Source organism: Streptomyces sp. NPDC005728 (genome assembly GCF_040630895.1).
GTDB lineage: Bacteria > Actinomycetota > Actinomycetes > Streptomycetales > Streptomycetaceae > Streptomyces.
On record NZ_JBEXYL010000029.1, the window covers coordinates 59,876 to 84,190 of the forward strand.

Consider the following 24,315-nt stretch of genomic DNA (forward strand, 5'->3'; position numbering starts at 1 on the left):
GCGGGGACGGGCGGCCATCCATGAGATCGTGCCGCGATGTTCGCGCCGACGAGCGCCAGGGTTCTTTGCACGCCACGCACGCCTGGCCGCCGGGTTCGGCATCGTCATTGCGACCGGATCCAGCAACCGCACCACGATCACCACAGGACTGCCGCGCGGTGCTCGGTCTGCTCCACGCCCACGAGATCCAGGTGGTCGCGCTCGCCCCTTGAGCGCGCGTGACCGGGAGCGCGTCGGGGTTTCTTAGGTGTAGGTGGTCCCGGGTGTGCTTATTGCCGCGTACCACGGCATCGGCCAGAGTGATCGGGCCCCGAGGCATCGATCCGCACAGCTGCATCGGGGGTTCACGGCCCGGAGACACTGTCCTGCCGGTCCCGGACGCGGACCTGTGCCGACGGCGCCGGATCGACCGGCGCCGTCCCAACCATGTGGCGCTGTCGGTCTGTTGCCGCAACCCGCTCCGCCGCCCGTCGACCCACGCACCGATGGAGAAGATCACCATGCTCGGCACCCCCGTCGACATCGACCGGCTCACCGGCGTCTGGCGGATCGACCCCGACCACTCCGAAGTCGGTTTCACCGTGCGCCATCTCATGGTCCGCGTGCGAGGTGGTTTCACTCGCTTCTCCGGCACCATCACCGTGGCGGAGAACCCCGCTCGGTCCGGCGTACGGGCGGAGATCGACACCACATCGGTCGACACCCGCCATGCCGGACGGGACACACGTCTGCGGTCCGGCGACTACCTCGACAGCGACCGTCACCCGACGGCGTCCTTCGAGTCCTGCAGGGTCGGCAGAAAGGACGGCCGGTACGTCGTCGAGGGGCAGTTGACCATCCGGGGCGAGATGCGTCCGGTCACCTTCGATCTGTTTCTGTTGGGTGTGGACACGGACGCATCGGGTGGGACCCGAGCCGGATTCCGGGCGTACTCCCGGATCAGCCGGTCACAGTTCGGGGTGACGGGCAATGTGCCCCTGTCGGGAGGACGCGCGCTGATCGGCGACACAGTCATGCTGGAACTGGAGATCCAGGCGGTCAAGGACCGTACACGGACGTGACGCCGGTCGGCGCGGGCGGTCGCTGCTGCCCGGGCTGCTCCTGACAAGAGGTCAGCAGGAGCATCCCCACGCCGACGCCGGCCAGGAAGCCCCCGATCGCAACGGCGGCACCGGAGTGGCGGGAGGGGAGCGGGCGTCTGTCCCTTCTGTGGCGCCCTGGCGCCGTGGACGACGTGTACGGGGCAGTCGCCGTGTTCGCCGTGGCAGCAGCGGTCGCCGGTGCAGGAGGCCGGTTGGAAGGCTGCGCGGGGACATCCGACCGGAGCGGCTCCACGAGCCGCGCCAGGAACGCCGGTTCGTTCAGCGGTACGGGGATCGCTGCCTTCGCCCGCAGATACGACTCGCCGGTCCACCATCCCAACAGCCGTACCGGTAACTGTGCTTCGAGTTGCTGGTCGAGCCGGGTCACGTCCTTGTAGACGCTCATGCAGGCGGGACAGGCGCGCAGGTGGGCCCCGAGTTCCTCCTCCGGGGGAGCCTCGGGCCGCAGCGTCAGGCGTCTTATCGCCTCCCTGCAGTCCTGACGTTCCAGCCGCTCCAGATACAAGTCCGTTCGGGCCTGGCGCAGCGCGCTACCGGCCTGGTCGCATGCATCCGGAACCGCATGGGGTGCCAGCCCCGTGATGCGGGCCGTCAACGCGGTAGTGTCCCGGTCCACCACCGAGTGCCACAGCAGACGCTGGGCGCTCACCGGGAGTCGCTCGAAGGCGAGGGCCAGCTGGCCGTCCTCTCCCCAGGGCCACCGGGATCCCGCCGCAACCCAGTCCCGGAAGTCCGGTGACAGTGTCTCGGGCTCCTGGTGCCAGCTCGTGATCGCGGTTGTACGGACGTTCCCCAGTAAGTGGGGGCGCAGACATCCGGGGTGACGGCGCTCGACGAGGGACTCGCCGGCCAGTATCTGTTGCAGCAGGCCGGCGAAGACGTGAGCGGTCACCTCCTGCGCCTGCAGTGGGCCGGCCATGCACTGGAAGGCGTACGCCTGCACGGCGGCGTAGTGGCGGCGGTAGAGGTGTCGAAAGGGTGCGATCTCTCCCTTGCGGACCGCGAGCATCAAGGCCGCGTCGGAGAGGGGCTGCTGCGGCGGCCGCAAGCCCAGGAGCAGGTGCATCGGGGAGCCATCCATTCAAGTCCGGTCGAATGAGCCCGCGTAGCCGCGATGCCGGGCTTCGGTGACGTGCTACGGGGTCGCTGCGACTGCCGTTGCACCGGCAGGAGCGGAGGCGGCATGAGCCGGCCCGTACGTCGGCTCCTGGGCGAAGTACCGGAGCCGTGGGCTGTTGTAGTAGTTGTATGTGAGCACGACGCCGGCGTTCGTCGCGGGCGGTGTGTTTCCCTCCCACCAGTCGAGCATGCCGAGTTGCATCTCGTCCCAGGGCTTGCCGTCGTCGGCTTCGGCGCGCACGAGGAAGCTGCCGTCGTCCGCGCCCTGGAACGGCTCGAAGCGGAACAGCTGCCCTGCTCCCGAGGGCCGGCAGGGCCCCGTCGTCAGGGCCAGGTTTTCGGCGTTCTGCCGCACTCGCCGTTGACCCCCGCCGTAGTCGACGCACTCGCCGGTGGCGGCGTTGCGCAGCAGGCTGTAGCCGCGATTCTGGTCGAACGACACCGTTTCCCAGATCTGGTCCCGGCGGCCGTCGCACGAGTTCTGGACCACCGTTGTGCCGGAAGGCTCGACGCACTGCGTGCCGAATCCCGCGTTGCGGAGGGTGCCCGCCCATGTGACGGCTCCGAGGCGGGCGCGGTGGGAGGCGGCCGGTCCGGCGGGCGCCGTGGGTGATGCGGCCGCCGTGGACTGCTCGGCCGGGCGTGACGGCGCGGGCCGGGAGGGCCTGGCCGTGACGGTGACGGGCGGTGGCTCGGCGACGACCGTACGGGTCGGCACGGCCTGTGTCTGCGTGGACGAGCGCTCCGTGCCCCGGCCGTCCGGCCCCAGGGGCAGGGCGAGGACGGCGAGCCCGATGGCGGCTACGATGCCACCGGCCACCGCACCCGAACGCAGCGGGAAGCCTCCGGCCCAGGAACGCCACGCCGTACGGCCGTCCGGGCGGGCGCCGCCTTCCGGAGCCGTGGACGCCCTCGACGCACCGGCGGCCCGCACTCCGGCCTCGGTCATCCTGGCCGCCGTATAAGCCCTGCTGCCCCACAGGAGCACCGCGGCCGACAGCGCCGGGCCCAGTTCCTCGTCGAGGTCGGTGAGCTCGGTCAGTGCGCCACGACAGCGCGGGCACTTCACGAGATGCCGGTCGAAGTCCTCGGTACTGCGCCGACCCGTGCGGACGACGGCGCCGAGCATGGGCCGGTAGCGGCGGCAAGCATCACTGCCGGCGTGGTCGTCGAGCGCGGCCAGGCAGGTCTCCCGCAGGCCCTCCCGGGCCCGCTCGGCGAACGTGGCGACGTCGCCCTCGCCCGCGCCGAGCAGCAGGCCCACGGACCGGGCCGGATCCCCTTCCACCACGGTGTGCCACAGCGCGGTCTGCCGGCGTTCGGGCAGCGACCGGAACGCCCGGAGCACGAGGCTGCCTTCCTCCAGGAGGAGCATGCGCGCCGCGCTGCTGTCCGTTCCGGGGCCCTCGGGCAGTTGGGCGAGCCATCGCTGGAATTCCGGTGACAGGTCGCTGCGGCGTGTCGTGTCCGCCCAGTCGGCGGCGGTACGGCGGACGACGGTGAGCAGGTACGGGCGCCAGGCCGCCTTGGGGCCGCTGCCGGACCGTACGGTTTGCAGGGCCCGCGCGAAGGCCTCCGAGGTGAGGTCCTCTGCGGTGCGCGGATCGCGGCAACAGGCGTATGCGTAGGAGAGAACCGCTGAACGATGCCGCCGGTGCAGCTTCTCGACCCAGTCGCTGGATCCCGGGTCTGTCAGGAAGCCGGTGAGCTCGGCGTCGGAGGGCGGTTGGTGGTGGTCGTCGGCCATGGGCCAGTCAAGCCTTCCAAATGCTGTGAGCGACGGTCGGTGTGCTAGGGCTCCGCGATGGGGAGGCGGGCCATGACACGGGAGCCCGCCGCGGACAAGTGGATCGTGCACCAGCTGGTGCAGGCCCTGACCAGGTCCAGTCCTCGTCCGAACGCGGCATCCTCGTCCTCTGCCACACGGCGGTGGGTGCCACGTTCCAGCCACTGGCCGGAGTCGGTGACCTCGACGGTCACGTCGAGCCCGTCGAAGACGATCAGTGTGGTGACGTCTTCGCTCCCGCTGTGGAGCACGGCGTTGGTCACCAGTTCACTGACGACGAGTGACAACGTTGCGGTCGGATCTTCAGGAAGGGCCCATCGCCGCGCCGCCTGGCGCGCGAACCGTCGTGCCTCGGGCACGGCGGCAGCCACCGCTCTGGTGATGCACAGCGCCCAGGACCGCGAAGGCCCCGGCTGCGCCGCTGGGGCGGGCCACGGGCAGTCGGCGGTGACGGAGCGAAGGCCGTCGATGATGGCCATGCCGTTTTCTCCAGGAGTGATCGCTGATGGGCTGTGCGGGGCATCGCTCCGACCGTGGCCGCCCGCGCACCACCACGACAAGCAGGAGAAGCAACTTACGGATACGTAATAACGCTGAGTACGCACGCCGCCGCCCGAACCTCTGCTTCGATACAACTCGGGCGCTGCGCGATCACGTGGCTGACCGACCACTAGGGGTCAAGGCGACGTCCTGGCAAGCGCGGAAGATCACAGGGGGACCGTGATGCGTGTGCGCGAGTGGGAGACGGCGGTACGCGAGCCACTGGCATCGGCCGCGCCGGATGCGGCGGTGCTGGTGCTCGTCGACGGAGCGGCGGGGATGGGCAAGACCCGCTTCGTGAAGTGGCTTCTCGCGCTTCCGGAGTTCGCAGGGATGCCTCGCCTGAAGGTGACGTTCAAGGCTTCGGGCGCCGTTGTCGCCCAGGAGTTCGCCCGCCCGAAAGGGACCGCGTCGGCGGTGCCGGACACCGGGCCCGCACGTCGTCTCGCAGGTACCCGACCCGCAGCCCTGGCGACGTCGGCGCCGACTCCGTCCGCGGCCTCCTCCCTGGAAGAACTGGCTGCCTCGCTCGGCACCAGTGCTCCGGTGCTGCTGGTGGTCGAGGACGTGCACCGTGCGGACGAGCAGGAGGCCCGGCTGCTGCGCACCCTGCTGGCTCATCCTCCGGTGGGATTACGCGCGGTGCTGACCTACCGTCCCGAGGAACTGGCACATCCCGGGCTCGTACTGGGTGCTCCGGTGGGCTACCCCGCTGAGATGCTCCTGGTCCGACTAAGGCTCGGCCCGCTCGACGAGGACGAGGTCCGCCGGATGGCGGTGGAAGCACTGGGCGAAGACCGTTGTCCGCCCCAGTTCATCACCCGGCTCTATGAACGATCGGGCGGCGTCGCGCAGGCGGTGGCCGATCTCGTCACAGAGCTGAAGAGGTCCGGTCCGCTTCCGGGTGGGAGGGCCACGGTGACCGGCCGGGCCCGATTGACCGCGAGGCATGTGGATGACGCCGCGGTGCCGGTCCGGCTCACCGAGCTGGTGATGGGCCGTATGGCGGCGCTCGACGATCAGACCCGGCGCCTGGTGTGGGCGGCTGCTGTGCTCGACGAGGCCGCGACGGAGGACGAGTTGGCCTTGGTCGCCGCCCTGTCGGCAGAGAACGGCCGGGACGCGCTGACAACTGCTCTGTCGGAGGCAGTGCTTGATGAGCTCAGGCTGGGCCAGTACGGGTTCCGAGTGCCGATGGAGGCCGCGGCCGTGTATCAGCTGCTGCCCGGCCCGGTCCGGCGGGAGCTGCACGGCCACGCGGCCGACGCTCTGGCGGCCAGGCGCCCGGTGCCGCGGGCGCGGCTGGCCCGCCACCAGTTCGCGTCCGGCCGGACGGCGGACTGGCTGCAGAGTGTGGAGAACGCCGCGTGGGAGGCCGCTGAGGCCGGGAACCACCAGCTGGCCATCGCGTTGCTCGAGGACACGCTGGCGCACCCCGGAATCGTGCAGGCGAACCGGGCTCGGCTGGCCCTGATGCTCGCCCGCAGCGCGTACAGCGGGCTGCATTCCGAGCAGACGGTCGAGGTGCTGGGCCGGCTGGTCGACGACCCCGAGCTGCCTGCCGTCGTGCGGGGCGAGATCCGGCTGGACCTGGGCCTGCTCATGGGAAACCAGGTCGGGCGACCGAACGAAGGACGTGTCGAACTCACCAGAGCCGTGGAAGAGGTGAGGGCCCGGCCGGCGCTGGCGGCGCGGGCCATGGCGGCGCTCGCATTGCCGTACTGGCCGGCCGGCCCGCTGGCGGACAATCTCGCCTGGCTGGCGCGGGCCGAGGCGGCAGCGGCCGAGAGCGGGGATGCGGTGGTCCGGGCGGCCGTCGCGGCGAACCGGGCGACAACACTGCTCAGCGTGGGCGATGCGGACGGGTGGCGGGAGCTGGATCAACTCCCCAGGGAAAGCGATGACTTGCAGGTCGTCAGCCACTCGGCCCGTGGTGTCTGCAACGCCGTTGACGCGGCGATCTGGCTCGGTGAGTACGCGCGGGCGCGGAAGCTGCTGGTCGAGGGACCGAGGCTGGCCGTGCGTAGTGGGGACCTGTACAACGAGCAGGTGATACGGGGTACGGCGCTGCTTCTGGATCTGGTGACCGGCCGCTGGGCGGGCCTGGCCGACCGGGCCCGTGCCTATGTGACCGAGGCGGGCGAGACGCCGTACCAAACGGGCGATGCCATGCTGGTGCTCGGCATGTTGGCCCTGGCGAAGGGCGAATGGGGTCAGGTGGGCTCATGGCTCACGGGCGCCGTCGGCCCGTCGGAGGAAGGCGGCCCGGTACCTGTGACAGCGGCGGCTTCGGGTGGTCGCGTCAGGCTCGCACTGGCCCGCAAGGACCTGGGGGCCGCGGCCCGTGGAGCCGCCGACGCGTGGGCCGGACTGCGGGCCAAGGGCGTATGGGTGTGGGCTGCCGAACTGGCCCCATGGGCCGTGGAGGCGACAGCCCGCGCCGGTGAGCCCGGAACGGCACGGGACATGGTGGACGAATTCGCGGCGGGCATCGAGAACAGACAGGCACCCGCCGCCATGGCGGCGCTGACGTGGTGCCGGGGGCTGCTGGCCGGGATCGGCGGAGAGTTTCCGGAAGCGGCGGAGCGCTTCCGCCGCGCCCGTATCTGCTATCAGGCCCTTCCCCGACCCTACGAGGCGGCTCTCGCCGCAGAGGCGGCGGGACGGTGCACCGCCCTGGCAGAAAGCCCGCAGACCACTGCGGGCATGGAGGAACTGACCGCCGCGGCAGAGGAGTTCGAAGCTCTCGGCGCGACCTGGGACGTGGCCCGGGTACGGGCGGAACTGCGCGCCCATCCCGGCGCGGAGCGACGCCCGCCTGGCCGTCCCCGGTACGGCGAGCGGCTGTCGCCGCGTGAGCAGGAGGTGGCACAGCTCGCCGGCGCCGGCCTGAGCAATCGCGAGATCGCGGCCACCCTGCACCTGTCCCCGCGAACCGTGGAGCAGCATGTCGCCCGCGCCCTCAAGAAGCTGGGCGCGGTCTCGCGACACGACCTGGCGCAGCCGGACCCGGACGGCACACGCGGAAACTGAGTACGCGGCTCACCTGCTGCGCAGTTAATTAGGTACCCGTGATGTCCTACCTCGGATAGGTAACCACCCTGCGTCGGCCATAAGTTCGTTGCACAGCCAGACGCGCTGCTGCTCGAGAGCGTGCAGTACCGGCAGGCAGGCAGAAGCCGGCACCGTGGGCATCCGCGGCATCGCAGGGCGCCTGGCGTGTGGTCACCGCCCCGATCGATCCGAGACCGGGTGCGGGACACACACCGCCCGGTGCCGTCACGGCCTCCCCCTAGCCGCCCGTGCGGCGGCCCTGACGCACCGGGCGGGCCGACCCAGGGCCCAGGACAAAACCCACCATCACCCCCCGGCTCCGGCATGCCCGGATCCGGTCGATCCGAAAGGCGCACATGAACCGCACACACCGAAAAACCCGGCGCGGTCGGATACTTGCCGCCACGGCGCTGGTCACCGCGCTCGTCGGCGGTGCCGTGGCCACCGCCATGGCAGGACAGGACTCTCCTGCCTCCCAGGCTCCCTCCTCCCCCGCCCTTCTGAAGGCCGCTCCCCCCGCCGAGCGGACCGCCGGGCTCATCGTCGGCTACAAGTCGAAGTCGATGGAGGCGCGTTCGACCAAGGCGGTACGCGAGGCCACCAAGACCATGGCCGCCGAGTCCGGCCAGAAGCTGTCGTACAAGCGCCGTCTGGGCACCGGAGCAGTGCTGGTGGACCTCGGCGGAGTACGGCCCGCCAAAGACGTCGCCGCGCTCATGAACCGGTTCCGGGCCGACCCGGACGTTGCCTATGTCGTTCCGGACCGCCGGGTGCCGGCCGTCGCCTCCCAGGACGTGACCGACGCTCCCGTCGCCGACGCCGCCGGCGACGACACCCGCACGGGCGACGCAGACCTCACCTCCGAGCAGTGGAACCTGTCCGAGGCCAAGGCAGGAGTGGACGTTCCCGACGCGTGGAAGACGTCCACCGGCAAAGGAGTGACGGTCGCCGTCCTGGACACCGGCATCACCCAGCACTCCGACCTCGCGGCCAACACGGTCCCCGGGTACGACTTCATCAGCGACTCCTTCGCGGCGAACGACGGCGACGGCCGTGACGGTGACGCCACCGACCCGGGTGACGCCACCAAGCCCGGCGACTGCGGAAGCCAGTCGGCGAACCCGTCGAGCTGGCACGGCACCCATGTCGCGGGCATCGTGGCCGCGGCCGACAACGGCAAGGGCACCGTGGGCGTCGCGCCCGGCGCGCAGGTGCAGCCGGTGCGTGTGCTGGGCCGCTGCAACACCCCGAACTCCGACATCATCGACGCCCTCACCTGGGCCTCCGGCGGAAACGTCGCGGGCGTACCCGACAACAAGACTCCTGCCCAGGTCGTCAATATGAGCCTGGGCCTGCAGGGCCCCTGCGACGCCGCCATGCAGAGCGCGGTGGACGCATCCGTCGCGCGCGGCACGACGATCGTCGTGGCAGCCGGGAACCGGGGCACGCGGCCCGCGCCTCAGGACGCCGGCAACTTCGACTGGGCCAGCTGCCGCAACGTCATCACCGTCGCCGCCACCGACCGCGACGGAAACCGGGCCGAGTACTCCAACTTCGGCAAGGTCGTGGACATCGCCGCCCCGGGAGGCGACGCACGGCAGAAGGCCGCCGACGGCATCCTTTCCACCTTCAACTCCGGCGCCGACGAACCCGGCGCCGAGAACTTCAAGTTCGAGGTGGGCACCAGTCAGGCCGCCCCACACATTGCCGGCCTCGCCGCCCTGGTGAAGGCCGCCAACCCCACACTGACACCCGCGGAGATCGAGACGGCCATCCAGGCCAACGCCCGGCCCCTGCCCGGCACCTGTGAGGGCGGTTGCGGTGCCGGGCTCGCCGACGCCGCCAAGACCGTCGAGAGCGTCTCGACGGGCGCGGCCACTTCGTCTCCCGGGCCTTCCTCGGCTCCCGCTTCGCCCACACCGTCGGTCGGTGGCGGACGGGCGGCGGACGGCACTGATCTCAACGCGTGCCTCGACAACACCTGCGAGGTCGAGGTCACGGGCGGAGACACGATCCAGCTCGACGGTACGGCGGGCGTCGATGGACTCAGGATCGACAGCGTCGCCGACAACACGCTGAACTTCACCGGATCGTCCGGCAACGGAGCCCAGCAGTCCAGCAGCAGCCAGACCGCCCCGGGCCAGTCGACGATCAACAACCTCGAGGTCGACCTCATCAGCATCGATGGCGACCGGGCGATCATCCGTCTTTCCTGATTCGACTCGCTGCGGGGAGACACCTCGGTGCACTACGGAAATCCGCCCCTTTTCCTGGCCATTCAAGGGATCACCCAGAGGCTGGATCCTGCCAGGACGTACACCGTGGGCCGTGATCCGCAGTCGGACGTGGTGTTCCAGGAAGCCATCGTTTCCCGCCGGCACGCCCGCATCTACTGGGGTGGAACGAGCTGGGTCCTGCAGGACCTGAACAGCACCAACGGCACATACGACCTCGGCCGGCGCATCTCGCTGGCCGAGGTCGGCCACGGCGCCTCGTTCACCCTCGGTGACGCCACCGAAGGGCCACGGCTTCAGGAGATGCTCCGATCGTTCGAGCTGAACAGCGTGCGAAGATCCCGCCCTGCCACGACTCCCCCTGACGATCAACTGCAGCCAATCTACGCGACCTTGAGCGCAGCCTGGCAAGCCGCATTCAGGCAGGTCTGCAGGTCGCAGCACCGACCATCGCGGTGAGACGATCGGTAGAAGGTCAGGGCAGTAGAATGGGGCTCGGCCAGCGGCCACATCGGAGCATCTGTGCCCAGCCTAATGCGGCCCAAAGCGGTGATGACCTGCACCTCATTAGTCACGGGTCTCCGCTGACCACCTGTACGAGTCCCCACTGGCCGCGCACCTTTACCGCGGACAGCAGGATCCGCCAGCCGGCCCGGGCATGGGCGGCGATCTCGGGGCCTACAGGGATGGGGCCTACCACCGGGCAGTCGTCCTCCTCGTCGTATCCCCTGTCGTAGTCCTTGAACGTGAGGGACCTCGGTGTCACTTCCGCGATCGTCAGGTACTGGCAGTCGACGCTGTCCTCGATGCGAGAGCGATCGGGCCAGGGCACGAGATGGTCGTCGCCGAACGCGTCGACGAACGCCTTGAGGGAGGCTCGCTCGTCCACGGTGAGGTCGATTTCCTCCAGGCGGAGCCGGGCCTCGTCGGCGTCGAGGTGGTCGTTCGTGACCAGCCAATTCAGCAGGTCGGTCACCACACGCCTCGCCGTCCGGAGCTCCCGGGGCGAGGCGTGCTGCTTGTGGGGCAGGGTGCTGCTGAAGAAGGTGCCCAGTTCATCGAGGACCTCGGCGGGTGTCATCTCACTGGACGGCTTGTCGGCGTACCAGCCGATGCTGAAGCGCAGCGTCGAGATGACCGCGTCGGCGTCCTCGAACGCGTGCATGTCGTCCCACCGCTCGGCCAGGAACCGCGACAGCGCGACGTCCAGCGTGGTCTGCTCGCCCCGCGCTGCGGCCCTGACCGCCTCGCCACGGTGCTGGTGGTAGGCCAGTTCGGCGGCCAGGTCGCCTGACGTCTCTTCCGGCCATTCGTCGTCCTCAACCGCCCGTTCGTCGGCCTCGTCCCATTCGACGTGGTGCTGGGCGAGCAGCGGGCTCAGTCTTTGCCACAGGTCGGGCTCGTCGGGCGGGCGGCGCTGGGCGCGCTTCGTGTGCAGGGCCTCGTCGGCCACGCAGATCCGCACCCGTGATGGACGAGTCAGCGCTGCGAGACCTTCCACGACGGCCGTCAACGCCATCTGGTGGGACGTCGCCCTGGTGCCGCTGCCGCTGATCTCGCGCTGGTGGGGCCCGTAGGTCAGGACCGCCGCCCACCCGCCGTACCCGTCCTCGGACCTCCCGGCCGCGTGCAACATGACGACCTCGTCCGAGGCAAGATCCATCAGCCCTCCCGAAGCACGCCGAGACGACGAGAGGATCTCACCACAACCCATTCGGGGGGAAGCGCAGGCGTGGTGCTCACGGTGCACGCCGGCAGAGCGGTGCCACCGGTGGTGAACCGGAGCCGACCAGTCACCTCCAGGTCCCTGTTCCGTCGCGCCGGCGATCACGGCGGTCACGGAATACATGGGCGCATCCTGCTCCGGACCGCGGCCAACTGCATCAACTTCCCGACGAGCTGTTGGAGGAGGCTGCGACCACCGAGGCGCGGCGGTCGGCCATCGTGGAGACCCTCAGGCTTCTGACCACTGCAGAGACCGCTGAAGCAGTAAGGAAACTCAATAGGTGCCTTTGGCATCTCGAGTGGTTGGCCCGCGGTCAGTTGACTGGCAGCGCATCATCGTGGACCCAGGCTTTCAGCGAATACCGGGCTGCGCGGGTCGAGTTCTACCAACATGCTCGGCGGAGCCTGCGGGTCACAGACATGGGGTCCTTGCGTGAACCACCTTGGCCTCCACCTTGGCGGCCGGTTCGAGAGCCTTTTGATCCGTAGCTATACAGAGATCGGTCAATGGAGGTCATAGGGGTCGACGTGAGGTCCCCCAGAGCGACTACGGGTCATGGTCGGTTGCTGTGGTTGCTGCACTTCGCTGCTGTACGTCCAGAGCTGTGCCCGATGTTGGAGCTACCCCCTCGGGCCTTGCCTCCACCGGCTCAGACGACGGCCACGCCTACGGATGCCGTGCAGATCGCGGTGGATCGCCGTCTTGTGGCCGTCGGACTGCTCGTCCGCCACCACTTGAAGATTCTGAGCCTTGGCACGCGCCTCTCTCACAGCTGACCAGCCGGGGTCTGAATCCGGCGGTATCTCACCATAAGCCGCCTTGCGGTTCTCCTCCTGAAGGTCCGGACAGCGATCAGCCCGAGCCTCTTGGGTGCATCAGACACCGTCGCCTGGGTCCGGGGTGCTCGCGCGTGGGGGGTCCGTGCCCGGGGAGCACAACCGCGCACTGGTCGCGTCCCGCGCCCTCCGCCGCCGACAAGGAGCCCACCGATCAAGTCGCCGTCATTGGAAGTCCTGCAAGCGATGGGGGTCGCATTCGAGCATGGCGCGGTCCCACCGTCCTCGTTCGGCTGCCGCCTCGTAGGTCGTCTGAAGGAATGCGATGAGCACGACATCCGGGTCACTGGCGGTGCGAACGTTTTCGTACGGCAGGAGGAACTGGCCGTTTTCCCTGCTGTAGAAGGCATCAGCCGGAGTGACAGGGTAATCGGCGAAGCCATCGGGCTCTGGGTAGGCATAGGCGTAGAAGGCACCTTCCTCGCCGCCGCCGGGCCAGAAGCCGCAGCTGCTCAGCTCGCGGGAGTAGCCTTCCACCATCACCCAGTCACCGCAGTTTGGTGCGCCGCCCGGGTGTTGTGGGGCAGGGCGGCCGGAGAACCTCGTGCACGCCAGGTCCATGGCTCCCCAGAAGTAGTGCACCGGGCTGACCTTGCCAGTGAAGCGTGAGCGGAAAACGTTCATGACGCGACTGGCTTGCAGCAGTTGATGCCAGAAGAGGCGGGCTGCGGTGGTGTCGTAGGAGGCGTGGCGGTAATCCTCGGCGAACGGGATCGCCGGTTCCACTTCGTTCGGGTGGGCCTGGATCCGCGCTTCGATTCCCAACTCGTCGAGGGCGCGCATCGTCTCGGTGTAGAACCGGGCCACTGGCTTGGGCTCCAGGGACACCGTGCGTACGGCACCGACGCTGGTACGGATGCACAGCTGGTGGTCGATGAAGTCGAACTCGACATCAAAGGCTCCAGACTTGTACGGGATGGCGGAAGTGGTCAGCCCGCGTGGACTGACGTACAGCGTGACCTGCCACCAGTGGTTTATCAGCGGTGCGTGCGCGAGGCGTACTTTGCCGACGATCTGGGTCCACATGTGCAGGGTGTCTCTTGTTTCGGCCCAGTCGGCCGCCCGGAGCTGCGGCCATGCTTGGCGCGTGTGCGTTGTCTGCTGTGTCACCGTTGTGCCTTCCGGATCGGCGTCACCAGTGTTCGGGACGGGGGCCGGCTCAGCCGGTGGGAAGGGCCGACTGGCTGCACAAGCTCCCGGACGCAGGGGCCCTCTTGGCCCCTGCGGGGGACGGATGCCTTTTTAAGCAGGCTCACCTCCGCGCGATGCATGGGCAACTCGGACGGCTGCACGACCACCGGCGCTGTCAGGGCACCGGCGAGAAGCGCCCCTGACTTGGGCAGACGGCGACCAGCGCGCGATGGCATCCGTTTATTCCCGGGCCAAGCGGGAACTCGGGCTCAGCCGGTCCGGGCACGAGAAGTGGGCCCGGTGTGCGGCCTGGTTCTGCACCCGCACGGGAGGGTCACAGCGATGACGACGCCTGGCGATCTGCCCACACCTGAGCAAGGGCTTGTTCTCACCCATTTCCTGACCGTGCGCGACGTCGCGAGATCGAGTCGCTTCTACGCCGAGATCCTCGGCGGTGAGATCGTACTGAAGGAGAACCCGGCCGTCGTGAAGGTGGCCAACAGCTGGATCATCATGAACCCCGGAGGCGGACCCACCCCGGACAAGCCCGGCGTGACCCTGGCACCGCCGGAGATCGGCGACACCGTTTCCAGCTTCCTGAACGTCCGTGTCGCGGACATCGGCGCCTTCTACGCCCACGCCGTGGCCAAGGGCGCAGAGTTCCTCACGGAGCCTCTCGACCGGAAGGCCGAGCTGCGCTGCTACATGCGCGACCCCGACGGCTACCTCATCGAGGTCGGCCAGGCCACTGGCATGCTCCACGGTGTGTTTGCCGACCCACCCGGCGGAACAGGTCGCTAGTCCAGCGGCCCGGGGAAGAATACTGAGGTCGGTGGAGCCTCAATTGGCCAGTCAAGATCTGTCTTCTTGCCCCGGGTCTTGTCGGGGATCTTGGTGAGCTGGGTTTTTGCTGGTCGGCGCCGCGCTCCGGTGCGCCCGAGTGGTCGTCATTGGTCGTCGTCGGCCACTGCCGAGCGGTCTCGGACGGTCCAGAGACGGCCCGAGCTTCACCCGGGATTCGCTGCCCCAGATTTGATCGCCCACGGCTTGCCTTCCCCGCCGAGGCGTGCCGCGACGAGGTCGCCCGTCGGCATCTTCGATGGACTCATAAATCGAACACATGATTGAATTTGGCAATGCGATCGCTCCCCGACGACCTCACCGAGGCGCAGCAGGAGTGGAGTGCCACCTACCGGCAGCTCGCCGAGCAGCCCGGCCGTACCGAGCTGCGCCGGAGTCTGTACCAGCTGTCGACTCAGCTGTACTTCCATCCCTACTGGCAGCATCGGCACCCACGCCCGGCAGCATGGTGGGAACTGCGTGACCTGGGACGACTCGGGCCACGAGAACCCGGTGACCCGCTTGCCCTTGATCAGGGGCTCTCCGTTGCTCAGGGTGACGTTGAGCAGGCCGGCTGCGCCATGGCAGACGGTCGCCCTGCGGGAAGTCGAACATGACCCCGTGGCCGCCAGTGAGGTGGATGGCGTCGTAGTCGTCGATGTTCGCGTCAGAGGCCCTCATGGTGTAGCTCTCCGAGCCAGAGTCCGGTCCGCAGGCCCACCTTCTGGTATTCGTCGGCGTTGGTGACGATGACAAGGATCCTCTTCTTGGCTGTGGGCATGACATATCTCCAACTGTGGTTCGCCCCTTCATGGGGAGTACGGTCGTCCCCGGTAACACCGCCCGGCAGGGCTGGGGTCGCGTTGGGCGCCGCTTCCCCAGGGCCCACCTCCGCAGGTGCTGTCAGACGGTCAGAACGATCTTTCCGCGCGTGCGGCCCGCCTGGCTGAGGCGCCACGCTTCGGCCGCCTCGGCCAGCGGCAGCGCGTGCTCCACGGGAACCGTGAGCTTCCCCGCGTCCGCGAGGGCGGCGAGGGCTGCGAGGTCGGGCGCGTCCGGGCGGACCCACACGTGGTGGCCGCCCTTCGCCGCCACCTCGCTGTCGGTGATCGACGCGACCCGGTCCCGCTTCTTGAGCAGCTGCTGCGACACGTCCACCGCACCGCCGCCGACGAAGTCGAGGGCCGCGTCCACGCCGGCGGGCGCCAGTTCCCTTACGCGGTCGGCGAGCCCGTCCCCGTAGGTGACCGGCTCCGCGCCGAGGTCGCGGAGGAAGCCGTGGTTGCGTTCGCTCGCGGTGCCGATCACGCGGGCGCCGAGCGCGACGGCGATCTGCACGCCGAGCGAGCCGACACCGCCTGCCGCGGCGTGGATCAGCACGGTCTCGCCCTTGCCAAGGCCGACCCGCTTGATGCTCTGGTAGGCGGTGAGCCCCGCGAGCGGGACCCCCGCAGCCTGCTCCCAGGTGAGCGCGGCCGGCTTCCCGGCCAGGGTGCGCACGGGGGCGGAGACCAGTTCGGCGTATGTCCCGTTCTGCGCCCAGTCCTTGCGCACGTAGCCGAAGACCTCGTCCCCCACTGCAAACTCGCCGGCGTCGAGACCCACCCGTTCCACGACACCCGCGACGTCCCAGCCGGAGATCAGGGGGAAGCGGACTTCCATGATCGGATCCAGGAACCCGGCGGCGAGTTTCCAGTCGACCGGATTGACCCCGGCCGCCTTCACCCGGACGAGGAGCTCGCCGGGCGCCACCTTAGGATCGGGCAGGTCGATCAGCCGCAGATCGTCGGACGAGCCGTACTGTTCGAGCGCAATTGCCTTCATGATTCACGGTCGCTTTCCGGGCAGTCGGCGCGTCCCGGCCGAGTGGGGACGTCTGGCGCCTGTGAGGTCGGGTAGCTGTGTGCTTTCTGCCTCGAATCTAAACCGCTGACGTGTCCGGACCAATGGAAACGCCGGTATCAGGTATCGATGAACCGATGCCTGATACGGGGATGGAGGCCGCTGGCTGCCATGCGGATCTCGTAGGCTCGACACCGTGAGCGATCAGGACACCCGCGGGTCCTGTCCGATGGACCTCAACCTGCTGCGCACCTTTCTCGCCGTGCACCGCCTGGGATCCTTCACCGTCGCTGCGCGTCAGCCGGGCCTGTCGCAGTCCACCGTCACCACTCAGATCCAGGCACTGGAGAATCACCTGGGCCGTGAACTGTTCGAACGCCGGGCGCGCGGCGTCACCCCGCTGCTCCGATAATGACTTGAGAGGGACCGGGCCCGTGGAACGTCCGCGTACGCGCGCCTTGAGGCGGTCAGCAGTACCCGGCGGACGACGAACTTCACTCATGGCCCACGGCTTCGGCGGCCAGGGCGCACCGTGCGGGGGCGAGTTCAGGGTGGTCTCCGCGGAAGGCCGACCGGGTAGTTCGGGGATGACAATGATCTGTGAGATGCGTCCGGCCTCTGTCTCGAGTACCACCCCGATCGAGACTCCCGTTCGACGGACACTGCTCAAGATCGGAAAGACAACAGCTTCTAGCACCGCTGGTACCGTCGATGAACGCTGCACGATTGCCAGTTCCGACGAGCCCGCTACGAACCGGCCCCCTCCCTTGTCACCAGGTGCAGGCCGTGTTCTGCCAGCACACCGGAAAGGGGCTGGTATTGGCTGACGGGATTGTCCTTGTCGGCGCTGCCACCGCTGAGCACGCCCAGAAGACTGTGTCCGTCGCTGCTGTAGAGCGGGGCGCCGCTATCCCCTCCCTCGGAGTAGAGGTCGGTCTGGATGAGGCCGTCGACGGTCGGCCCGATTTCGTAGACCCCCCGCCCGTCCTCCGTCGTGTTGACCAATCTGTCGTAGTGAACGGTTTTGTTGAGGCCGGTGACCTTGCCGCACGTGATGTCCGTGGTAGCGCCGTGCTTACAGACGTCCTGGCCGACGTAGGCATCGCCGACCTCGGTGAAGGTACCGGGGTCGGGTACGAGGTCGTTGCGCACGAAGCTGTAGTCGCTGCCCTCCGGTCCTACCTCGTCGGTGTCGCCGATGTCCCGCCCGCCGTGATTGCTGTCCGTGGTCCAGCCACGCTCGGCTGCGCAGTGCCCTGCGGTGACGATGAAATCGCCTTCCCCGTTGCTGACATTGGCGCCAGCCGAGCACCAGCTCGTGGGGTCGTCCTTGACCTGGAGCTTGTCGCCAGGAGCGACGTTGGGCTGCGCGTCCTCCGTGCCAGATTCCGCATCGGCGCTGGACTGGTCCCGCGCGCCGGACTGCTCCCCCTCATCGGCAGGTTCACTCTCGGCACTCACGTCGCCCGCCGTGTCAGGCTGCTGGTCATCCCCGCCGGGCTGCGCCTGGTCATACGGCTGTTCACCATCCGTACCGGACTGCGATCCTTGATCCTGGTCCGACTGAACGTCGCCCGCACCGGGCTGCTGCACGTACGACTGCTCATCAATGCTGGGCTGCGTGTCCTCCGTACTGACGGGCGTTTCATCGGCGGCCTCAGCTGCCGACGCGCCCGAGACGAACAGCGCACCGGTCAGCAGCCCCGCCGCCGTTGCGGTCGCCAGTCCCCGGTGACTCTTCGGGGATATCCTCCTATGCCTGCCCAGTGCGGAAGTTCTCTTGTGTTTGGCCATGGCGGAGACCCTTTCTGCGCGGGAGGAGCTGACGTCACTGTGATCGGATGGCAGCCGAAGCCCAGTTGCACCGTCGCGGCCGCGCGACGAGGCCGGCGCGTCCGACGAACGAGAAGAACCATCTGAGGCGTGCTTCTCCTGACGGAATGCCATGTGCTCGCGGGACGCCGCCTTGGTGCCTCTGACGGAGGTGACAACGAAGGGAATCCTCGGCACCACAGCCACGGCAGTGGTCTGTGGATGCGGCAAACCTACGGAGCACAAGACGGAGTCGGCTATCCGTAGCCCCCAAACACCTATACGGACACAACAGCCGCGTAAACAATTGGGCACGAAGTCCGGGCGAGTGTTGACTGAGCCGCTGCTCGAGCACCGGGACTACGACGACAGGGCGCGCCCGCTGCTGGAGCCGACCCCGTCGGCAACCATCCCGGTGGGGGACTCGGGCAGGACCTCGTCCGGGTGCCCGGCCTCCCATGCGGTGATCGCGCGCACCAGCAGGTCGTAGGTGTCGCCATCCAGCGGCGACGTACCGCCTGCGTAAGTGCCCGTCTCTCAACCCGCCTACTGGATCTTGAAGGAGTCCAATCGGGCACGACCGCCACGGCCCGTCCGCGCGCTGTACGTTTCACCCTCGACGCGTGTCGACCGCGTCGAACCACTTCAGAGAAGGGTGATCCAGATGAACGGCCCTTCCGGCCCCCTCACCCCAAGCAGCGCCGGTGGCGCCGCGCCAACCTTCCGGCTGAGGGTGGTGCAGACCGCCGCGCCCGTGCTGGGCGGCCTGCTGGTGGGCACGGCGCTGGCGTACGTGCTCGTGGCGGCCACTGGCGGGCACATGACGGCGGGGGAGCTGTGGGCGTGCGTCTCGGCAGCCATGCTCGCGAGCGTGGTCGTTCCAGTCTTGCCCCCGCACTACCGTGTCGAGCTCAGCGACGACTTCCTCGTCCTCCGCGGGGGCGGGCGCCGCGATATCGCGTGGCGGGACATCATCGGCCTGGCGGTCCGGAAGACCGCTGGGGTCCGGACGGTGGTCGTGCACGTGTCGGATGGACGTCGGATACCGCTGCGCGCGCCAGTGTCCCTTCTGGACCGCCGCTTCGACGACAAGGCCCAGGTCCTCATGGACTGGTGGGCCGCGCGGCGGGATGGCTGCGTCCGCGTGTAGCCGCCGATTCGGGGCGGAACACCCCTGGGCCCCGATCGAAGCGGTCCAGCGTGACCTGGCCGCCGCGAGACTAACCGCCCCTCATGCCCGCTCAGTCAGCAGTGAGGATGCGGCAGATGTCACTCTCGGTGCAGGTAGCGGGGTCGGTTGCGGAGGCGGTGCGGGTCAGCTCGCGCAGCATGGCGCGGGTCGCCTCCAGTTCGGCGATCCGGTACTCGACGTCGGCGAGGTGCCGGTCGAGGAGTTCGGTGACGTGACCGCAGGGCGGGTGGCCGCTGTCGCGGATCGCCAGGACGTCGCGGATCTCGGCAAGGCTGAGGCCGGCCGCCTGGGCTGAGCGGATGAAGCCGACCCGGGCCCGGGCGTGGGCCGGGTAGTCGCGGTATCCGCCCGATGTGCGGGGCGGGTCCGCCAGCAGCCCGGCCTGCTCGTAGAAGCGCAGGGTCTTGGTGGTGGTGCCGGTGGCGGCGGCGAGGGCTCCGATGCGCATACCTCCACCGTAGCCCTTGACCTTCCATCGTGATGGAAGGTCTAGCGTGGGCCGTATGACCTGGAGGTGCCGCTGATGCGGGTGGAGATGCTGACGGTCCCGGACTGCCCGAACGGCCCGGTGCTGCGGGAGCGGCTGGCCCTTGCCCTCGCGGGCCACACGGACGCGGAGGTCACCGAGCACGTGGTCGACGACCAAGCGGAGGCGGAACAGCGCGGCATGCACGGCTCCCCGACGCTGCTGGTCGACGGCCGTGACCCGTTCGCCGCCCCGGGCACCGCGGCCAGCGTGTCCTGCCGCCTCTACCGTGGCACGGACGGCCGCCTCGGCGGAGCCCCCTCCGTCGAGGAGCTGCGGCGGGTACTCGGCACTCCCACCACCGGCGGCGCGGACCGGGCTGCCGGCCGGGCCGGGCAAGGCCGTCTCGCCCCGATCGAGGGTGGCCTGCGGGCGGTGCAGCAGGCCGTCCTGCGCTCGTTCGCCACCACCGGTGCCCCGCCTGAGCAGGCCGAGCTGGAGGCGGCGGCCGACCCCTTCGCCGTACCGGCCGCCCGGGTGCTCGCCGAGCTGGCCGCCGAGGACTTCCTCACCCTGGACGACACCGGCCGCATCCAGGCCGCGTACCCGTTCTCCGCCACCGCCACCGAGCACGTCGTGCAGATCACCGGCGGGCCGACGGTGTGGTCGATGTGCGCGATAGACGCGCTCGGCATCCCGGTCATGCTGGGCACCGACGCCGTGATCACCTCCACCGACCCGGTCACCGGTGACCCCGTCCGCGTGGAGTTCACCGGCGGGAGTACCACCTGGCAGCCGGCCACCGCGGTGGTCCACTACGGCGCCCGCCCCGGCACCGGCCCGGCCGCCGCCGTGTGCTGCGGCTACCTGCGCTTCTTCACCGACCGCGCCACCGCCGAGCAGTGGACCGGGCGCCACACCGACATCAGCGGCGCCGTCCTGGACCAGGCTGAGGCCGAGCGTCTGGGCGTGGATATCTTCGGCCCGCTGCTGGCCGCACCCGCACGGTAAGCCGGACCGCCATGAAGCCGCCCCAACGCCGCGACCCGACCACCCAGAGGGGGCCGGTGGCCCTGCTCGCGGCCGTCGCCGCCGCAGCCATCGTCTGCTGCGTGGGGCCTGCTCTGATCGTCGCTGCGGCTTCGGGTGCGCTCGCCGCCTGGCTCGGCAACTGGTGGGCGGTCACCGTCGCCGCTCTGTTGACCGCCGGGGCGGTGGCTTGGTGGCTACGGCGCCGTCGGCGGTCCTGCCGGCCACCGCGTCGCCCTCAATGATCGGGAATGCTCGGACACCGGCTCACCGCCGCAGCTACTGGCCGTTCCGATCACCAGTCCCCAAGGGCCACCCCGTGTCCGGCCCAGGATGCTGCCGATTCTCTTGCACATCGAACACACCGACCGCGGGGCGCGTCCCCATGTGATGAACAACCGCTGTCGAATCTCGGGCTCTGGTCCACTTCTTGTGGTCGTCTACGCAGCGTCACTGTTGATCCCGCGTGATGGGCACTGTGGTCGCCCGAAAATCGCGGACCGAGCGGCTGCGATCGATGTTGGTCTCGGTCGGCCTCGCGCAAACGCATCACGAGCGCCCGAAGCAACTTCAGGCGATGTGCGTGACCGGGGCGTCGGTGGGCATGCCCGGCAGTCCGTGCTGTTCACGGACCCGGAACGGCCGGTCCGGGTGTTGGCTGGTGGGCGGTGGACGTCTCCGGCGGTTCGGGCCCGTCCGCGGTCGGCGCCAGCTCGGTGATGAAGGTGCGGATCTCTTCGGCCTCGGGGACGGCGAGCGCGGTGTACAGCTCAAGGGCCTGTCGGGCGTGGTCGTGGGCGAGGTCGATTCGGCCGAGGTCACGGTGGACGTGCGCCAGGCCGTCGTGGGCGCGGGCCTGTTCGGGGCGGTAACTGAACTCGCCGGCCAGGGTCAGCGCGGTGTCGTGTTCGGCCGCGGCCCGGGCGAGGTCGCCCATGGAACGGGCGGCTTCCGCCAGGGCGTTGAGAGACTCGGCCTCGTCGCCGGGGAAGTCGTAGCGGCGGCTCAGCTCCAGGGCGTCGTGATGATGGTGCCGGGCCTGGTCGTAGTGGCCCTGCCGTTGGTAGAGCAGTCCGATGTTGTTCAGGACGATGGTCTCGCCGATGCGGGACCCGGTTTCGCGGTACACGTGCAGGGCTTGGCGGTGGTGGTCGTGGGCGTCCTCGTATCGTCCTTGGCGCTCGTGGACGATGCCGAGGTCGGTCAGGCACCGGGCTTCGCCGCCGCGGTCGCCGAGTTCGCGGAAGAGTGCCAGGGACTGCGCGCAGTGGTCGTGGGCTCGGTCGTAGTCTCGCCGCCGAATGGAGAGGGTGCCGAGGTTCTGCAGTGCGCGGGCCGCGGCGCCTTGGTCGCCGCTCGCGCGCGCGAGGTTCAGGGCGTGCCGGTAGTGCTCGGCCGCTTGCTCGTACGCGCCGTGCCACCAGAAATGGACCTCGCCGAGGTCGAGGAGTGTGCGTGCTTCGGCGGCCGTGTCGCCGCTTCGGCGGCTGGCTTGGAGTGCCAGGCCGTGGAGGACCAGTGCGTCGGCTTGGTGGGCGTGGCCCAGCAGGTAGCGATGCAGGGTGGCGGCCAGTTGGCTGGTGTGCGGGCGCCAGTCGTGGTCGGCGGCGTGCCGGCCGACCGCCATGAGGTTCACGCGTTCGCTGTCCAGCCAGGTGATCGCCTCGGCCTCGTTCCGCGGGGGCGGGGCCGGGGTGTCCGGTGCGGGGATGCGTGGTCTGCGGTTCTTGCCCTCGGGGTAGAGGTGGTCGATGGCCGTGCTCGCGGTGTGGAGATAGTGGTGGAGGAGTCGGCCGAGGGCCTCGTGCTGGGCGTTGAGGGGTTCCTGGGTTGCCGCGGTGGCCAGGGCGTGTTCGCGCAGCAGGTCGTGGAAGGTGTAGCGGCCGGGCTGGTGCTGGATCAGGACGTGGGCGTCCAGGAGGTCTTCCAGGAGCATCTCGGCCTGCTCGGGCGGGAGGCCCGCCAGCGCGGCGGCCGCCTCCGGGCTGATGTCACGGCCCGGCTGGAGCCCCAGAAGCCGGAACATGCGTTGCTGATCGGGCGTCAACTGCTCGTAGGACAGCGTGAACGCTGCCGCCACCCCCCTCTCCGAGGTGGCCAGCTCGGCCAGTCTGCGGCGCTGGTCGCGGAGCCGGTCGGCCAGGTAGGCGACGGTCCAGCGGGGGCGATGGTGCAGGCGGGCGGCGGCGATACGGACGGCCAGCGGCAGGAAACCACACAATTGCAGGACGTCGAGGACGGCCAGGGGTTCGGCGGCCGCCCGTTCGCCCACGATCGCCGTGAACAACTCCACGGCGTCCGCGGCGGGCAGCACGTCCACGGACAGGGCGTGTGCCCCGTCCAGGTCGATCAGCCGCCGGCGGCTCGTGATCAGGATGAGGGCGCGGGAGGCACCCGGCAGCAACGGGCGTATCTGGTCGGTGCCGAGGGCGTTGTCCAGCACGGCCAGCACCCGGCGACCGGAGAGTTCGGACCGCCACAGCGCGGCGCGATCGGCGACCGACGCCGGGATGTGCTGTGCGGGCACGCCGAGTTGGCCAAGGAGGACCTCGAGCGCGGCACCGGCGTCGAGCGGCGCCTGACCGACGGTGTGGGCCTGCAGGTCCACGAAGAGCTGCCCGTCGGGGAACTGGTCTGCGAGGCGGTGCCCCATATGGACCGCGAGCGTCGTCTTGCCGACCCCGGCCATCCCGTCGATCGCCGAAATCGTCACGACTCCTCCGCTGTTGCTCGCCAACTGGCGGGTCAGCCCGTCGAGCTCGCCTTCGCGTCCGGTGAAGTCCGGGACGTCGTACGGCAGGAAGTTGATCCCCTGCGGCTTCGCCGGCGCAGTGGCCGACGCCCGAAGATCGGGTTCGTCCCGCAGGATGTCCTGTTCGAGCTTACTGAACGCGTGGCCGGGGTCCAGTCCCTGCTCCTCGGCCAGGGCCGCCCGGAATTCTCTGGCCACGTGCAGCGCGTCAGGTTGGCGTCCTGCGCGGTGCAGGGCGAGCATCAGCTGGCAGCACAGCCGCTCCCGCAAGGGGTTGGCCGCCGCGTGGACGGTCAGTTCGTCGATGAGGTCGTCGTGACGGCCCAGGGACAGTTCCAGGTCGGCCAGGCGCTCGACGGCGGTCAGCCGCTGCCCGTTCAGGCGTGCTCGGGCGCCCTGGACGTAATGGGCGGTGATGTCGGCGAGCGGCTCTCCCCGCCACAGCGCCAACGCGGTACGTATCTGGTCCGCGGTGTCCCGCGGGTCCTCAGAGGTGGCCGGTGCCTTGGCGATCAGGTTGGTGAACTCGTGCAGGTCGAGTTGTCCCGGCTCGGGAGTGATCACGTACCCGGCCGGCCGAGTGGCCAGCATCCGGTCGGCTCCTGAAGCGCGCAGCATCCGTCGGATCGCGGCGATCGTGGTTTGGATCTGCGCCCGGGCAGAGTCCGGCGGCAGCGGCCCCCACATGGCGTCGATCAGGCGGTCGGTACTGATCGCGACCCCGGCATGCAGCAACAGGTAGGCGAGTACCGCGCGATGACGGGGTGCCAGCCCGGGTGAGTCCGGACCGGGAGCCAGGGCCTCCACCGGGCCGAGGATCGTGAACCGCATACCGTCACTCCGGGGGTCACCA

17 protein-coding genes and 1 pseudogene are annotated in these 24,315 nt (G+C 69.4%); 9 read left to right on the top strand and 9 right to left on the bottom strand.

The features are described 5' to 3' along the window. The first annotated feature begins 485 nt into the window (after positions 1-485). Entirely contained in the window at positions 486-1,061 is a 576-nt protein-coding gene (locus ABZ471_RS20985; RefSeq protein ID WP_359068282.1) for a YceI family protein, read from the top strand. Here ABZ471_RS20985 and ABZ471_RS20990 read toward each other — a convergent pair. The 3 genes from ABZ471_RS20990 to ABZ471_RS21000 all read right to left on the bottom strand — a co-directional run bounded on the left by ABZ471_RS20990 (position 1,039) and on the right by ABZ471_RS21000 (position 4,487). Then, positions 1,039-2,169 (bottom strand): hypothetical protein, encoded by a 1,131-nt coding sequence (locus ABZ471_RS20990; protein WP_359068283.1) that lies wholly within the window; start codon positions 2,167-2,169, stop codon positions 1,039-1,041. The two genes, ABZ471_RS20985 and ABZ471_RS20990, sit on opposite strands and share 23 nt — an antisense overlap. A gap of 69 nt (positions 2,170-2,238) precedes the next feature. Beyond that, on the bottom strand, positions 2,239-3,969 hold the full coding sequence (locus tag ABZ471_RS20995) for a sigma-70 family RNA polymerase sigma factor (protein WP_359068284.1): 1,731 nt from the start codon (positions 3,967-3,969) through the stop codon (positions 2,239-2,241). A gap of 44 nt (positions 3,970-4,013) precedes the next feature. Beyond that, positions 4,014-4,487 carry an ATP-binding protein gene (locus ABZ471_RS21000; protein ID WP_359068285.1) on the bottom strand — a complete coding sequence of 158 codons (474 nt, stop codon included), beginning with the start codon at positions 4,485-4,487 and terminating at the stop codon, positions 4,014-4,016. Between the two features lie 244 nt (positions 4,488-4,731). Between ABZ471_RS21000 and ABZ471_RS21005 the strand changes: the two genes are divergently transcribed. From ABZ471_RS21005 to ABZ471_RS21015, 3 genes are all read left to right on the top strand, one after another. Beyond that, complete coding sequence (locus ABZ471_RS21005; protein ID WP_359068286.1) at positions 4,732-7,581, top strand: LuxR C-terminal-related transcriptional regulator; 2,850 nt, start codon at positions 4,732-4,734, stop codon at positions 7,579-7,581. A 377-nt stretch (positions 7,582-7,958) separates the two neighbouring features. Next, on the top strand, positions 7,959-9,818 hold the full coding sequence (locus tag ABZ471_RS21010) for a S8 family peptidase (RefSeq protein WP_359068287.1): 1,860 nt from the start codon (positions 7,959-7,961) through the stop codon (positions 9,816-9,818). A 27-nt stretch (positions 9,819-9,845) separates the two neighbouring features. Then, positions 9,846-10,295, top strand: a complete 450-nt coding sequence (locus ABZ471_RS21015) for an FHA domain-containing protein (RefSeq protein WP_359068288.1) — start codon at positions 9,846-9,848, stop codon at positions 10,293-10,295. Between the two features lie 112 nt (positions 10,296-10,407). On the opposite strand, the gene ABZ471_RS21020 is transcribed toward ABZ471_RS21015, so the two are convergent. Both ABZ471_RS21020 and ABZ471_RS21025 read right to left on the bottom strand, forming a co-directional pair. After that, complete coding sequence (locus ABZ471_RS21020) at positions 10,408-11,499, bottom strand: hypothetical protein (RefSeq protein WP_359068289.1); 1,092 nt, start codon at positions 11,497-11,499, stop codon at positions 10,408-10,410. Positions 11,500-12,563: 1,064 nt separating this feature from the next. After that, positions 12,564-13,508: a DUF5996 family protein gene (locus ABZ471_RS21025; protein ID WP_359068290.1), complete on the bottom strand. Its 945-nt coding sequence runs from the start codon at positions 13,506-13,508 to the stop codon at positions 12,564-12,566. Between the two features lie 363 nt (positions 13,509-13,871). Between ABZ471_RS21025 and ABZ471_RS21030 the strand changes: the two genes are divergently transcribed. Further along, entirely contained in the window at positions 13,872-14,330 is a 459-nt protein-coding gene (locus ABZ471_RS21030; RefSeq protein WP_359068291.1) for a VOC family protein, read from the top strand. A gap of 942 nt (positions 14,331-15,272) precedes the next feature. On the opposite strand, the gene ABZ471_RS21035 is transcribed toward ABZ471_RS21030, so the two are convergent. After that, a complete protein-coding gene (locus ABZ471_RS21035; RefSeq protein WP_359068292.1) occupies positions 15,273-16,193 on the bottom strand; it encodes an NADP-dependent oxidoreductase in 921 nt (306 codons plus the stop codon). 247 nt (positions 16,194-16,440) lie between these two features. Here ABZ471_RS21035 and ABZ471_RS21040 point away from each other — a divergent pair. Further along, positions 16,441-16,611, top strand: a pseudogene (locus ABZ471_RS21040) (LysR family transcriptional regulator); the annotation flags it as partial. A 347-nt stretch (positions 16,612-16,958) separates the two neighbouring features. On the opposite strand, the gene ABZ471_RS21045 reads toward ABZ471_RS21040, so the two are convergent. After that, a complete protein-coding gene (locus ABZ471_RS21045) occupies positions 16,959-18,005 on the bottom strand; it encodes a trypsin-like serine protease (protein ID WP_359068293.1) in 1,047 nt (348 codons plus the stop codon). A 682-nt stretch (positions 18,006-18,687) separates the two neighbouring features. On the opposite strand from ABZ471_RS21045, the gene ABZ471_RS21050 reads away from it, so the two are divergent. Next, complete coding sequence (locus ABZ471_RS21050) at positions 18,688-19,173, top strand: hypothetical protein (RefSeq protein ID WP_359068294.1); 486 nt, start codon at positions 18,688-18,690, stop codon at positions 19,171-19,173. Between the two features lie 91 nt (positions 19,174-19,264). Here ABZ471_RS21050 and ABZ471_RS21055 read toward each other — a convergent pair whose 3' ends face one another. After that, on the bottom strand, positions 19,265-19,663 hold the full coding sequence (locus ABZ471_RS21055; RefSeq protein ID WP_359068295.1) for a MerR family DNA-binding protein: 399 nt from the start codon (positions 19,661-19,663) through the stop codon (positions 19,265-19,267). Positions 19,664-19,738: 75 nt separating this feature from the next. Between ABZ471_RS21055 and ABZ471_RS21060 the strand changes: the two genes are divergently transcribed. After that, entirely contained in the window at positions 19,739-20,692 is a 954-nt protein-coding gene (locus ABZ471_RS21060) for an alkylmercury lyase family protein (protein ID WP_359068296.1), read from the top strand. Positions 20,693-20,703: 11 nt separating this feature from the next. Beyond that, complete coding sequence (locus tag ABZ471_RS21065) at positions 20,704-20,955, top strand: mercury transporter (protein ID WP_359068297.1); 252 nt, start codon at positions 20,704-20,706, stop codon at positions 20,953-20,955. 380 nt (positions 20,956-21,335) lie between these two features. On the opposite strand, the gene ABZ471_RS21070 is transcribed toward ABZ471_RS21065, so the two are convergent. Beyond that, entirely contained in the window at positions 21,336-24,293 is a 2,958-nt protein-coding gene (locus ABZ471_RS21070; RefSeq protein WP_359068298.1) for a BTAD domain-containing putative transcriptional regulator, read from the bottom strand. Positions 24,294-24,315: the final 22 nt, after the last annotated feature.